The 14151-nt window shown below is 36.5% G+C and carries 15 protein-coding genes; 5 read left to right on the top strand and 10 right to left on the bottom strand.

From position 1 onward, the window contains the following. Positions 1–204: 204 nt before the first annotated feature. Complete coding sequence (gene hemC / locus ABXT49_RS06405; RefSeq protein ID WP_416653545.1) at positions 205–1122, top strand: hydroxymethylbilane synthase; 918 nt, start codon at positions 205–207, stop codon at positions 1120–1122. A 1-nt stretch (position 1123) separates the two neighbouring features. Beyond that, positions 1124–1414 carry a 4a-hydroxytetrahydrobiopterin dehydratase gene (locus ABXT49_RS06400; RefSeq protein WP_416651300.1) on the top strand — a complete coding sequence of 97 codons (291 nt, stop codon included), beginning with the start codon at positions 1124–1126 and terminating at the stop codon, positions 1412–1414. A gap of 9 nt (positions 1415–1423) precedes the next feature. Here the strand turns inward: ABXT49_RS06400 and ftsY are convergent, their stop codons facing one another. Further along, positions 1424–2377: a signal recognition particle-docking protein FtsY gene (gene ftsY / locus ABXT49_RS06395; RefSeq protein ID WP_416651299.1), complete on the bottom strand. Its 954-nt coding sequence runs from the start codon at positions 2375–2377 to the stop codon at positions 1424–1426. 150 nt (positions 2378–2527) lie between these two features. Here ftsY and hemJ point away from each other — a divergent pair, with 150 nt between their 5' ends. Genes hemJ through ltaE form a run of 3 tightly spaced genes read left to right on the top strand, consistent with a single transcriptional unit; the run spans position 2528 to position 4732 of the window. Further along, positions 2528–2953, top strand: coding sequence for a protoporphyrinogen oxidase HemJ (gene hemJ, locus ABXT49_RS06390; protein ID WP_416651297.1), 426 nt, complete (start codon positions 2528–2530; stop codon positions 2951–2953). A 47-nt stretch (positions 2954–3000) separates the two neighbouring features. Continuing rightward, positions 3001–3657 (top strand): hypothetical protein, encoded by a 657-nt coding sequence (locus ABXT49_RS06385; RefSeq protein WP_416651295.1) that lies wholly within the window; start codon positions 3001–3003, stop codon positions 3655–3657. A 13-nt stretch (positions 3658–3670) separates the two neighbouring features. Beyond that, on the top strand, positions 3671–4732 hold the full coding sequence (gene ltaE, locus ABXT49_RS06380; protein ID WP_416651293.1) for a low-specificity L-threonine aldolase: 1062 nt from the start codon (positions 3671–3673) through the stop codon (positions 4730–4732). 4 nt (positions 4733–4736) lie between these two features. Here the strand turns inward: ltaE and ABXT49_RS06375 are convergent, their stop codons facing one another. The 9 genes from ABXT49_RS06375 to ABXT49_RS06335 all read right to left on the bottom strand — a co-directional run bounded on the left by ABXT49_RS06375 (position 4737) and on the right by ABXT49_RS06335 (position 14150). Then, complete coding sequence (locus tag ABXT49_RS06375; protein ID WP_416651292.1) at positions 4737–5492, bottom strand: amino acid ABC transporter ATP-binding protein; 756 nt, start codon at positions 5490–5492, stop codon at positions 4737–4739. 2 nt (positions 5493–5494) lie between these two features. Further along, a complete protein-coding gene (locus tag ABXT49_RS06370) occupies positions 5495–6472 on the bottom strand; it encodes an amino acid ABC transporter permease (RefSeq protein ID WP_416651290.1) in 978 nt (325 codons plus the stop codon). A gap of 47 nt (positions 6473–6519) precedes the next feature. Beyond that, positions 6520–7377: a transporter substrate-binding domain-containing protein gene (locus ABXT49_RS06365; protein ID WP_416651288.1), complete on the bottom strand. Its 858-nt coding sequence runs from the start codon at positions 7375–7377 to the stop codon at positions 6520–6522. A gap of 108 nt (positions 7378–7485) precedes the next feature. Beyond that, a complete protein-coding gene (gene cysM / locus ABXT49_RS06360; RefSeq protein ID WP_416651286.1) occupies positions 7486–8385 on the bottom strand; it encodes a cysteine synthase CysM in 900 nt (299 codons plus the stop codon). Between the two features lie 39 nt (positions 8386–8424). Beyond that, positions 8425–9492 (bottom strand): threonine synthase, encoded by a 1068-nt coding sequence (thrC, locus tag ABXT49_RS06355; RefSeq protein WP_416651284.1) that lies wholly within the window; start codon positions 9490–9492, stop codon positions 8425–8427. A gap of 16 nt (positions 9493–9508) precedes the next feature. Then, complete coding sequence (locus ABXT49_RS06350) at positions 9509–10786, bottom strand: homoserine dehydrogenase (RefSeq protein WP_416651282.1); 1278 nt, start codon at positions 10784–10786, stop codon at positions 9509–9511. Between the two features lie 124 nt (positions 10787–10910). Next, a complete protein-coding gene (locus ABXT49_RS06345) occupies positions 10911–12365 on the bottom strand; it encodes an NAD-dependent succinate-semialdehyde dehydrogenase (RefSeq protein WP_416651281.1) in 1455 nt (484 codons plus the stop codon). Positions 12366–12435: 70 nt separating this feature from the next. Next, the gene (locus tag ABXT49_RS06340; RefSeq protein ID WP_416651279.1) at positions 12436–13239 is read right to left on the bottom strand and encodes an ABC transporter permease; all 804 of its coding nucleotides are present in this window, start codon (positions 13237–13239) and stop codon (positions 12436–12438) included. Beyond that, positions 13236–14150 (bottom strand): ABC transporter permease subunit, encoded by a 915-nt coding sequence (locus ABXT49_RS06335; RefSeq protein ID WP_416651278.1) that lies wholly within the window; start codon positions 14148–14150, stop codon positions 13236–13238. Before ABXT49_RS06335 ends, ABXT49_RS06340 begins: the two co-directional genes overlap by 4 nt. Position 14151 lies beyond the last annotated feature (1 nt).

Below are 14151 nucleotides of genomic sequence, written 5' to 3'. Positions count from 1 at the left end.
CTCTGCCATTAATACAAATTTCAATAACTGCACATTATTCCACTATATAGGCGATAAGTTACTGAAAATAATATAAAAACCTTTTTTAGGTGAGTATTGATTACTAAAAAAATATTTTTTATCATTATAAATATAATTGGCAAAAGCCAACATTATTAATAAACACCCGATAAAATATTGTTGGTAGTAAATTGAATTGGAGACATTATCACAGTGCTTAAAATTGCAACACGTAAAAGCCCTCTGGCCCTTTGGCAGGCAGAGTTTGTAAAGTCAAGACTGCAATTTTTTAATCCTAATATAGAGGTTGAGTTGGTAAAAATGACTACTCAGGGCGATAAGATATTAAATTCACCACTTTCAAAAATTGGCGGCAAAAGCCTATTCATTAAAGAGCTCGAAATAGGTATTCTGGAAGGAAGGGCTGATATTGCTGTTCATTCTATGAAAGATGTTCCTTATGAGCTTCCAAAGGAATTCGAGGTTGGAGCAATCTTGGAGCGAGAAAATCCTTTTGATGCATTTGTTTCAAATGATTTTGATAGCATAAGTGAACTTCCACATGGAGCTAGAGTTGGTTCTTGTAGTTTAAGGCGTATAGTTCAATTAAAAGCATTAAGACCTGATTTGACCATTTTAGATTTAAGAGGAAATGTTAATACTCGATTAAGAAAGCTAGATGAAGGTCAGTATGACGCTATTATTTTGGCATGCTCAGGCCTTATAAGGCTGGGTTTTGAAGGTAGAATTAAGCAGCATCTGAGCGCTGAAAAATCCCTACCAGCAGTTGGTCAGGGTGCTTTAGGTATAGAGATTAGAAAAGGTGATATGGACATAATTAGACTTATTGAGCCGCTTGTAAATAAAAAAACCATGAATGAGGTTTGTGCTGAAAGGGCAATGAATTCTTCTCTTGAGGGTGGATGTTCAGTTGCAATTGGTGGCTACGCAACCAGTAATAAAACTGAGATGAGACTTAAGGGTATGGTTGGTAATGTTGATTCGGGAGTTATTTTGAGGGTAGAAGAAAGTGGCGATATATCAAAGCCAAAGGTATTAGGTGAGCTTGTTGCTAATAAACTATTATCTATGGGAGCAAAAGAGCTCTTAAACGAGGTTTAATTTGATTTTAACTAATAAACAATTAAATGTATATTTAGAAGAGCATAATGACTGGAATATCGTTAATGAAAAACTTTCTAAGACGTTTAAGTTTTCTAACTTTATCCAAGCTTTTGGTTTTATGACTGAAGTTGCTATTACCTCAGAAGCTATGGATCATCACCCAGAATGGTCAAATGTTTATAATAGAGTTGAGATAAATTTGATTACTCATAGTGAGGGCGGAATAACAAAGCTTGATACTCAGCTTGCTAAGAAGATTGACACTATCAGTAGTTCTATAAAATCATAAATAAGTTAACTAATCAAATAAAGCGTCAACAAAATCTTTTGCATTAAAAGGTTTTAAATCATCGATTGCTTCCCCAACCCCAATAAAACGAATAGGCAGTTTAAGAGAGTCTGAAATTGCAAATAAAACTCCACCTTTAGCTGTTCCATCAAGTTTAGTAACAGCGAGTCCTGATAGGTTAATGGATTTATGAAATTCATTTGCTTGTTGAATCGCATTTTGACCTGACCCACCATCGATAACTAAGAGAGTTTCATGTGGCGCATCTTCATTATGCTTTTTAAGAACTCTCTTAATTTTTTCAAGTTCTTGCATTAAATTATCTTGTGTATGAAGTCTTCCTGCAGTATCTGCAATTAAGATATCAATATTTTTAGCAATCGCTGACTGGTAAGCATCATATACAACCGAGGCTGCGTCTGCCCCTGTTTTTTGAGCGATGACTGGAATATCATTCCTCTCTCCCCAAACTTGAAGCTGCTCAACAGCAGCAGCACGAAAAGTGTCTCCAGCTGCAAGCATTACAGATTTTCCCTCACTTTGAAATAGCTTAGCAAGCTTACCAATCGTGGTAGTTTTTCCAGCACCATTGATACCAACAACAAGAATAACAAAAGTTTTATCAACATTTGTTTGTAGTAAATTTTCTTTAATTAAGAATGATTCAAGTTCAATTTTTATAAGTTCATAAAGACCATCACTGTCCTTAAGTTCTTTTCTAGATGCTTTTTTTCTCACAGATTCAATAACCTTGTCAGTTGTTTGAATACCTATATCTGCTCCAATTAAAAGCATTTCTAAATCTTCAAGAAGTGCTTCATCTATTTTCTTTTTACCCATAAGAAGGGATGAAAGACCATCTCCAAGTTTAGTTTTGGATTTAAATAGCCGATCTTTTAGTGAAGGTTTTTTTGTCTCACCTTCAGACTCAGGGCTTTGATTTTTTTTAAAAAAGTTTAGCATTAAAGTTCAATTATAAAGACTAGGCAAATTTTACTATGTCAATCAACATAATAACTGTTAATCAATAGATAGTGTTTCATATAACTTCTTTAATTAATCCTATAAATTCATTGTATTCTGACGGTATTATGTAACTATTTTGGAGTTCAAATGCTTTGGATTAAGGCTTTTCACATTTTGACGGTAATAACTTGGTTTGCAGCACTGTTTTATTTGCCGCGACTTTTTGTTTACCATGCTATGTCAACTGATGAGATTAGTATAGAGCGCTTCAAAGTAATGGAGCGAAAACTATATAGAGGCATTATGATGCCAAGCTTCATTATCACAACGCTTATGGGCGTTTGGATGCTTTATGGCTATGCTTGGGAAGTCTATGCTGATCAATATTGGCTTCAGCTTAAACTAGCTTTAGTTGCAGTTCTAATTGCGTATCATTTTTATTGTGGCTATTTGGTGAGAGTATTTGCTGAAGATAAAAATACACGTAGTCATACTTTTTATCGATGGTTTAATGAGTTTCCAGTTTTACTTCTTGTTGGCATTATCATTCTTGTTGTTGTTAAGCCTTTTTAAAAATTTAGTTATATAATTTAAATCTTTATTTCAAAAAAAATAAACTGATGAGCATCTCGCAAGACACAAAAGAGTTAAATTCATATATCAATAAAAAAGTTGATATTGAATCAGTTGCTTCTTTTAAAGGCAATGAGCACATTATCAAATTAAATCTTAAGTTTGATATTAATCAAATGCGCGAAGCGCTTGATGAGGTTAAAGCTATGTCAGAGTTTAAAACTGCTGCGTCAGGGTTTCATGCTCTTGCGATGACTCGCAGAAAGAATAGCTCTGTTGAGTCTGATAATAATCTTGTGGGTCGCTACTATACTCGCTTAGATGATAGCTATGAAGAGATAGCCAAGGATGAGTTAGTTGATGAAGGTTTATTTACTGAGCTTGTTGAAGTGTTTAAGGGTACTTATTTTGAAACCATTCACAATGAGCTGTCAGCTCGTTACCCTATTGGAAGGGTTCGTATATTAGAGAAAGATAGCTTTAATTGCAATTCATGGCATAGAGATCCTGAGCCAAGGATACATATTCCAATTTATACAAACCCAGGTTCTTTATTTATAGTTAACCATCACTGCACCCACCTTCCTGCTGATGGCTCCGTATATTTTACGGATACGAGGGGTTACCACACCGCTCTTAATGGTGGAGATGAACCTAGAACTCATCTTGTAGCCACTTTAGCCTATCCAGAATACAATCCTTAAGAGTAAATCAGTTATGAGCCAATATAAGAAAAATATTAGTAACCAAGAGAAGTTAGAGAGTCCAATAGATTTTCGAAGTGATACAGTTACTTTGCCATCCAATGAAATGCTTGCAAGTATTAATAATACAAAACTTGGTGATGATGTTTACCAAGAGGATATTGAGGTAATTGAGCTTCAAGAATATGCAGCAAATCTCTTAGGAAAAGAAGCAAGCTTATTTTTTCCAAGTGGCACTCAAAGTAATTTAACTGCTATGCTCGCCCATTGTCAAAGAGGTGATGAAGTTTTAATTGGAAGACACTATCATACTAATGTTTATGAGGCTCGAGGAGTTTCAGTTTTAGGTGGTGTTGGGATTTGTCCTATTGATACTTCAGCATCTGGATCTATGAAAGTAAGCGATATGCTCAGTCAAATTAAAGATAACGACCCTCATTATGCTGTAACAAAACTTCTTTGTTTAGAGAACACTTTTTCTGGAAAAGTTCAGCCTCAACAGGAGCTTGATGCATTGGCAAAAGCTGCGCATAGTAAAGGTTTAAAAGTACATTTGGATGGTGCTCGCTTATTTAATGCACATATACATTCAGGCCTAACACTGAAGGCTTTAACTGAAAGTTTTGATAGTATATCAATATGCTTATCAAAAGGCTTAGGCGCTCCAATTGGATCTCTTTTAGTAAGTGATCAAGCTACCATTAATAAAGCCTTGCGATTACGAAAGATGCTTGGTGGCGGCATGAGACAAGTTGGCGTTATCGCTGCTTATGGAATGTATGCTTTAAAGAATAATGTAAAGAGGCTTCAAGAGGATCATGATAATGCAAAATATCTTGCTAGTGGCCTGTCATCATTATCAGAATTAACTATAGACTATGGTGAAAATCAAACAAATATGGTTTTTGTAGATTGTCCAGAACAGCACAGAGAAAGCTTAGGAAAGCACCTTTTTGATAGAAATATTATAATTTCTAATCTTGATCGAGGAAGGTTAGTATGCCACCTAGGAATTAGTAAAGAAGATATTTTGGCGGTTATTGATGCTTTTAAAGATTATTTTAAAAATATTTAAATTATTAGATAAGAATTTGATCTAAAAAAGTTTTAGTGCGATCACTTTTTGGGTTATTAAAGAATTCATCTGGAGTATTTTGCTCCACAATCTCCCCATCTGCCATAAATATTATTCTGTCTGCAACTTGTCTGGCAAAGCCCATTTCATGAGTAACACAAATCATTGTCATGCCACTATTTGCAAGCTCGACCATGGTATCCAAAACTTCTGAAACCATTTCAGGGTCTAGTGCTGAAGTTGGCTCATCAAATAACATGACTTTAGGCTCCATACATAAGCTCCTAGCAATTGCAACTCGCTGCTGCTGACCACCAGATAGTTGATCTGGATATTTGTCCGCCTGCTCTGGAATCTTGACTTGTTCAAGCATGGCCACTGCTCTTTTTTCTGCTTCTTTTTTATCAATTCCTCTGACCCAGTTTGGCCCAGCCATGCAGTTTTCAAGGACAGTTAAGTGTGGAAATAAATTAAAATTTTGGAATACCATTCCAATGTCTCGTCGAACAATATCAACATCTTTCATGGTTTCATGAAGCTCAACTCCGCTAACAAGAATTTTACCTTTTTGATGAGCCTCAAGTCGATTGAGACATCGAATTAGAGTCGATTTTCCTGAACCAGATGGGCCACAGATTACAATTTTTTCTTTAAGATTTATTTCAAGATTTATATCTTTAAGCGCCTGAAAATCTCCATACCATTTGCTGACACCATCGAGGGATATAACAGGGTTTTCATTTTTAGCTTTAGTATTCACAATCAAGCCTTTTGTTGGTATTTTCTTTCAATGCGAGCCTGAATCATTTCAAGAATTATTGTAAGGGCCCAATAAATCATTGCAGCCGTAAGTAACATTTCTAAATTATTAAAATCTTTTGAGCCTATTTTTTTGGCCATAAACATTAACTCCCAAATCCCAAGAACAGAAACTAAAGAACTATCCTTAAGCATTGCAATAAATTGGTTGCCGGTTGGTGGAACTATAATTGGTATTGACTGGGGTAATATAATTTTTCGAAGTATCAGTCCAAATTTAAAACCTAATGCTCTTGAGGCTTCCCATTGCCCTTTTGGTATGCTTTGAATACCTGCACGAAAAATTTCTGTCATGTAGGCACCATAACAAAGTGACAGAGCTGCAATACCAGAAGGAATAGCATCAATCATGAATCCTAGTTGAGGAAGGCCCATATAAATTAGATAAATTTGTAGAAGAAGAGGGAGCCCTCTAAATAAAGATGTATAAAAACTTGCTATCGCATAAGCAAAGCCATTATTTGAAAGTTTAGCAATAGCTCCAACGATTGCTATAGCAGTAGCAATTGCAATTGAAACTGCTGAAATATAAATCGTAGTAAAAAGACCCTTAGAAATCATAAGCCAAATTTTGCTTGGCTCACCGATAAATATATACGCTAACTCAAGATCAAAAGAGTAGGCAAAAGCAAGAAAAAGAAAAAATAATTCAATCCAAACAATAAATATTTGAATTTTCAACCTAGCAAAGCTAATTAATAATAAATTTAGGACAAATATTATTGAAAGTACAAACGAAACAACTAGTCGACCAAAAAACCCACTTTCTTGCGGATTTCCAATAACTGGACTGAGGAATTCACCAAATATGGTGTTGGTAAAATTAAAGGCAAAGAAAAACACCAATACCGCTATTGATAATCCTAAAAGGAACGCTGGTTTGTGCAGCGACTTATCTTCAATAACGGTATCGACGAACATACCTTTCTCTAAAACCTAATTGAAACTTATATAACTAATTGTTCTAATTAAAACGCAACAGTGTAGTCATTTGAACTACCATCTGCGTTTTTAAACCACTTCATTGACATTGAAGTCAATGTATAGTCTTTTTTCATTTCAGCAATAATTCTAGCAATCTCTGCATCTAACTCAGGATCATCATTGCCTTTATCAGTTGCTACTGAAAGAGGTTCAAAGAAAGCAGGATCACCTAAGAAGCGAATTGGATATCCATCTTCTATTGCACCTTGAATCATTGGAATAGAATCAATGATACCATCATTACGAACACCAGCACCTAGACGAGTATCATCAAGACATGTGTGACCATCAGCAAGTGAAGTAATTGTTCCTGGCGTAACTTTATATGTAAATGCCGGAGCATCAATCATATCTAAACTTCCTTCAAGATACATTTCCCAAGTTGAGGCTGCAGTAGTACAAACATTCTTTCCATTTAAACCTGACAATGTTGTTATAGGTGAATCTGTATGAACAGCAAAACCAGCTGGGGTGTAATAATAAACTGCAGGGAAGTTGAGCACTTCAGAGCGAGTTTCTGTTGGCGTCATAGAGCCAACTGATACGTCCCAACGCATATTCCAGTTACCTGAAGTAATAATATCCCATGAAGGAGTGATGAAGCGAGCTTCTACACCCATACGCTTAGCAATTTCTCTACCAACATCAACGTCAAAACCTTCCATTTCACCGGCATCGTTAATGTAAGAATATGGTGCCCAGTTTGCATCAGTTGCAATCATTAATTCATTATTTGATTTAATATAATCATAAACTGCACCTGCTTGAACTGTCATGTTTAATGATAATAGCGCGACTGCAAATGCAATCGACGACTTTGTAAAGCCTAGCTTAATACTCATTTGTCTCTCCTATTTAAATTTTAAGAATTTACGAATTTACAATTGTACACATATTTTTGAAGAAAATTAGTCTTCAAAACAGATAGAGACATATAAAAATCTAGATTTTTAGACTTTGAAGACCCCTGTAGAAAGATAGCGATCACCACGATCGCAAACAATTGTAACAATAACGGCATTATTAACCTGCTTAGAAAGCTCTATTGCTGAAGCTACTGCGCCTCCAGCAGATACACCAGAGAAGATGCCTTCACGAGTTGCAAGATCTCTTGTTGCCTGCTCTGCACTTGATTGCGAGATATCCATAATTTTATCCACCCTGGTTGAGTCAAAAATAGTGGGGAGATACTCTTTAGGCCATCTCCTAATTCCTGGAATGTGTGAGTCATCATCAGGTTGAATCCCTACAATTTGTATTGCTGGATTTTTTTCTTTGAGATACCTTGAAACACCCATAATGGTACCAGTAGTACCCATGGAGCTTACGAAATGTGTAATTTCTCCATTTGTATCATTCCAAATCTCTCTGGCAGTTGAGGCATAGTGAGCGCTTGGATTATCTTGATTAGAAAATTGGTTAAGCTGAAGGCCTTTATTTTCTGAGCTCATTTGATTTGCAAGGTCACGCGCTCCTTCCATACCAAGCTCTTTGGTCACTAAAATCAATTCTGCACCATATGCAGTCATCGCATCTCTTCTCTCTTGCGATAGATTTTCTTGCATAATTAGAATCATCTTATAGCCCTTTATTGCTGCAACCATAGCTAGGGCAATGCCTGTGTTCCCACTAGTTGCTTCAATAAGAGTGTCTCCAGGATGAATCTCACCCCTATTTTCTGCCTCAATAATCATATTAAGGGCAGCACGATCTTTAACAGATCCAGCTGGATTATTGCCTTCGAGCTTACCAAGAATAATATTAGTAGGATTTGGATTTAATCTTTGCAGCCTCACTAAAGGAGTTTTTCCTATGCATTGATCGATTGTTTTATAGTTTTGATTGCTCATATTTTGATAGTTATTATCATAAATTTAAAGCCTGAAGAACTACATATTGTTTAAGATGGCTTTTTTTACTTCCTCAAGTGTTGGATTAACGTTAATCATTGCACTTGGATCGCATTGGGAGATTGCTGTATCTGGATCTTTAAGTCCATGACCTGTAAGCGTACATACAACGCTAGAACCATCAGGTATTTTTCCTGATTTTATATCTCTTAGGGCTCCTGCAACTGATATTGCAGAAGCTGGCTCACAAAAAATTCCTTCTTTTTCAGTAAGCATCTTTTGTGTTGCTAAAATTTCTTCATCTGAAAATGCATCAAACCATCCGTTTGATTCTTTACTAAGTTTTAAAGCTTGATCCCAACTTTGAGGATTTCCAATTCTTATTGCAGTAGCAATAGTTTCTGGATTATGAACTCTCGAACCGTGAATAAATGGAGCAGCACCTTCAGCTTGATAACCAAGCATGGCTGGTGTTGAGTCTGCTTTTCCTTTCTCGTGATATTCTGTATAGCCCATCCAGTGCGCAGTAATATTTCCTGCATTACCAACAGGGAGGCAGTGGTAATCTGGAGCATGACCGAGCTCTTCAATAATTTCAAATGCTGCAGTTTTTTGACCTTGAAGCCTAAAAGGATTGATTGAGTTGACTATTGAAACAGGTGCAAATTCAGCAACATCTTTAACGAGCTGCATGCCGTCATCAAAGTTACCCTTAATTTGAATAATAGTAGAGCCATGAATCATTGCTTGCGCTAATTTACCTAGTGCAATTTTTCCTTCTGGAATGAGAACAAATGCTTTAATTCCTGCTCTTGCAGCATAGGCAGCAGCTGCAGCCGAAGTGTTTCCAGTTGACGCACAAATAATTGCTTTTGAGCCACTTTCCACAGCCTTTGTAACTGCCATAGTCATTCCGCGATCTTTAAATGACCCTGTAGGATTTAATCCTTCATACTTTATATATAGTTCAACTTGCGTTCCCATTTCACATGGGATATTTTCAAGTCTAATTAATGGTGTATTACCTTCACCAAGACTTATGATGCGAGTGTTGTCGCTGACAGGCAGAGTGTCTCTATATTTGTCAATTAATCCTGTATACCTCATAGTTCTCTCAATTAGTTTAGTCTAATAATTCAATATGTATAATTTGAACTTCCGCTTGGTTAAAGGCGCTCGCTTCAATCGATTTTTTGATACTCATGACTGTTTTAGTGCTAACTTTATCAGTTGTTATTGCAATATGAGCGTTATTATTTTCATCGGCTTGCTTTTGAATTAGCGCATCTATACTAACATTATGGTCATTAAATATCCCTGTAACTTTAGCAAGAACTCCTTTAATATCACTCACTAATAACCTTAAAAAGAATTCACTTTGAATATCATCACTTTTAATTACAGGGAGTTTTTGTTGAGATTTCCAGCCTAAGATATGATTACTTGTTTGGTTGTTAATGATGTCATTTAGATCAGCAATAACTGCAGAAGCGGTAGCCTCATCACCAGCTCCAGCGCCATAATATAAGCTAGTTCCTAAAGCATCACTTTTAACCATAACTGCATTCATCACGCCATCGACTTGTGCAATTAATTGTTTATTTGGAACTAGAGTAGGGTGCACTCGAAGTTCGATTCCCTCACCAGCTCTTTTTGCTATTCCAAGATGTTTAATTGTATAACCGAGCTCTGAAGCATGAATGATATCTTCAGTCGTTATATCACTGATACCTTTGGTAGAAACTTTATCAAATTGTAGTTCAGTACCAAATGCAATTGCAGCTAGAATAGATAACTTATGAGCAGCATCAATACCCTCAACATCAAAAGTTGGGTCTTCTTCTGCGTAACCTAATGCTTGTGCCTCTTTAAGAACGTCGTCAAAATCCCTTCCCTTTTCCTTCATATCAGTAAGAATAAAGTTACCCGTCCCGTTAATGATTCCAGCAAGCGATTCAATATTATTTGCACTCAGGCCCTGTTCAAGAGATTTTATAATTGGAATACCTCCAGCCACTGAGGCTTCAAATAAAAGACGTACTTGTTTTTTATTGGCTAATTTAATTAATTCATTGCCATGATTCGCAATCAACGCCTTATTGGCAGTAATGACATGTTTTCCATTGTTTATGGCTGTTTCAACTAGCTCTTTTGTAAGTCCAATTCCACCAATCAGCTCAAGAACTACATCAACATCAGGGTGATTGACAACCTCAAAAGGATCTATAGTTAATTTGATGTTTGAGGTATCGCAGATACGTTTTTGTTTGACATCTCTAACGCCTGCTAAAACAACTTCTATTTTAACGCCAGTGCGCCTTTCAATAGATTCGCTATTTTTTTGCAATACATTTACAACGCCACCACCAACTGTACCAAGACCAAGAATTCCAACTTTCATTATTGTATTTTATAAATTCAAATGCGCCATTATACCAACCAGTGAAAAGGCGCACTGGAAATCATGTTTAAAAATGTTAGTAGAGTTATTGAGCTAGATTAAAGTTATAGGTTTAAAAAAAATATTACTTTAGCCCGCCCATACAAATGTACTTTAGTTCTAGAAAGTCATCTATTCCATAGTGCGAGCCTTCTCTGCCTAATCCTGACTCTTTGATTCCGCCAAATGGAGCAACTTCATTAGAAATGACGCCTTCATTAACGCCAACCATTCCGTATTCTAAGGCTTCAGATACGCGCCATATTCTATTAATATCATTTGTATAAAAATAAGAGGCTAGTCCAAATTCTGTATCATTAGCCATATCTATTGCTTCTTTCTCAGTTGAAAATTTGAATACTGGTGCAAGCGGCCCAAAAGTTTCTTCTGAAGCCATTTTCATAGAGCTATCTACATTGCTTATTACGGTTGGCTCAAACATAGTGCCGCCATTTTGATGAGGTTTTCCACCTGCAACAATTACAGCGCCTCGATCAACAGCATCTGACAAGTGGTCTTTAACCTTATCAAGGGCTTTAAGGCTTATTAATGGACCTTGATTAACTCCTTCATCCATTCCATTTCCAACGTTTAATGTTTTAACGGCTTCAGCAAGTTTATTTACAAATTCATCATAAATTCCGTCTTGAACTAAAAAGCGATTAGTGCAAACACAGGTTTGCCCAGTATTACGAAATTTTGAAATCATTGCACCTGAGACTGCAGAGTCGATATCGGCATCATCAAAGACTATAAATGGAGCATTGCCTCCTAGCTCCATAGATACTTTTTTCATTGTGTCGGCGCAGTTGCGTGTTAGAATTTTTCCAACGGCAGTTGAGCCAGTAAATGAAAGTTTTCTTACAATTGGACTGCTGGTTAACGCTTGTCCAATTTCACTTGAATTAGTTCCAACAACTACATTTATTATTCCTTTGGGTATTCCAGCTTGCTCAGCAAGTTCTGCAATTGCTAGCGCTGATAATGGAGTTTCTGCAGCGGGCTTAATAACAACTGGACAGCCAGCAGCAATTGCAGGAGCACATTTTCTTGTGATCATTGCGATTGGGAAATTCCAAGGCGTGATTGAAGCTACAACCCCGATTGGTTGTTTAATTACAAGTATTCTTCTGTCATTTGCAGGCGTTGGAATTATGTCACCATAGGTCCTTTTTCCTTCTTCTGCAAACCATTCTATGAAGGAAGCGCCATAACCAACCTCACCTCTAGCTTCTGCTAATGGCTTTCCTTGTTCTGCTGTCATTAATATAGCTAAATCTTCTTGATTAGACATAATTAAATCAAACCATTTTTTTAAGATAATTGCTCTTTCTTTAGCAGTTCGGCTGCGCCAATCTGGCCACGCGGCATTTGCTGCATCGATGGCCTCATCAGTTTCTTTTTTACCCATGTCTGGCAAAGTACTAATTACTTCATTTGTATAAGCATTAGTCACATCAAAACGCGATTGAGCATCATCACCAACCCACTGTCCGTTGATGTAGCCCTGAGTTTTTAAAAGGCTAGTATTTTTTAGCATAATTTATCCTTGTAGCTGTGTTGAACTTTAAAGGTGCTAATTATAATGCTCTATTGATCTAAAATGTCCTTCACGTATGTTGCGTTTTTAGAATTTGTTGTTTCTGTCGTCTTCCAATTAATGAGGCAGCTATGACTCCTAGAGTGACAACTCCTACTAAGATTGTTGAAACTGCATTTATTTCAGGAGTGACCCCAAGTCTCACCATAGAATATATTTTCATTGGAAGGGTTGTAGATCCTGGGCCAGAAGTAAAGCTCGCAATTACTAGATCATCAAGTGACAGAGTGAAAGATAAAAGCCAGCCAGAGATAACTGCTGGGAGGATTATTGGAAGTGTTATTAGGATAAACGTTCTAAATGGGGTGCACCCTAGGTCCAGTGCCGCCTCCGTAAGACTATCATCATAGCTTGACATTCTTGACTGCACAACAACTGCAACATAGCACATCGAAAATGTTATATGAGCCAAAGTAACAGTAAAAATACCTCGATCAATTGCAAGCGCTACAAACATAAGTAAAGTTGATAGCCCAATGATTACTTCTGGCATAACCATTGGTGCATAGATCATCCCTGAAAAAAGAGTCCTGCCTTTAAAATTACCAAAACGAGTCATTACTAGACCAGCAATAGTTCCTAAAATTGTTGCAATAGTTGAAGAAACAAAGGCAACCTTTATTGTTACCCAGGCGGCATCTTTTATACCCTGGTTTTGCAATAGCTCACCATACCACTTAGTTGAGAAACCACCCCAAACTGTAACTAATCTTGATTCATTAAAGCTAAATAAAATTAATAATATTATTGGTATATATAAAAATGAAAATCCAACAATCAGTGAGAAAATATTGAAGCTACCAAACTTTTTCATGATATTGCCTTCTCTTGTGATCTTTGGTAAAGCATTATTGGGACAACGAGAATTGCAAGTAGAAGAATTGCTACTGCTGAGGCAACTGGCCAGTCTCGATTATAGAAAAACTCTGTCCAAAGAACCTTTCCAATCATTAGCGTTTCAGAGCCGCCAAGTAAATCTGGGATTACAAACTCGCCCATAACTGGTATAAAAACCAAGAAGCAGCCAGCGATTATTCCAGATAGAGAAAGTGGAACAGTCACTGTCCAGAAGGTTTTAAAGGGTCTGCACCCGAGATCAGCCGCAGCTTCTAATAAACTCATATCCATTTTTTCAAGATTTGCATACAAAGGCAGAATCATAAAAGGCAGATAAGAGTAAACAATGCCAATATAGACTGCAAGATCAGTATTCATTATCATGAGTGGCTTTTCAATAATTCCAATGGACATTAAAGCTAAGTTTAGTAAGCCCTCCGTCTTTAGTATGCCAATCCACGCATAAACTCTTATTAAGAAAGAAGTCCAAAAAGGAAGAATAACAAGCATTAGCAATATTCCTCTCCATCGGGTGGGAGCTCTTGCGACGCTGTAGGCTATTGAGTATCCTATTATTAGAGTTAGTATTGTTGAGATAAAGGCAATTTTTAAACTTGAAAGGTAAGCTTTAATATACAAAGAGTCACTAAAAAGAAATAAATAGTTATCAAAGCTTGCTTTGATTGAAGGTAGCCATGAATCTCCCCAAATAAGAAGGGAGGAGTATGGCGGTCTTGCATAAATTGTTTCTGCAAAACTTATTTTTAAAACATAGATAAAAGGCAGTAAAAAAAGCAAAAGCAGCCAAATATATGGAATTGCAATTACAGCATTTCTTCCAGTAAAAATACCCTTAAAAAAGTTTGATTTTTTTTGTCTAAGATTCACA

Origin of the sequence: Candidatus Pseudothioglobus sp. Uisw_086 (genome assembly GCF_048085745.1) — a bacterium.
GTDB lineage: Bacteria > Pseudomonadota > Gammaproteobacteria > PS1 > Pseudothioglobaceae > Pseudothioglobus.
Note: the sequence above shows the minus strand (reverse complement) of the source record. Positions and strands in the feature narration are given on the sequence as shown.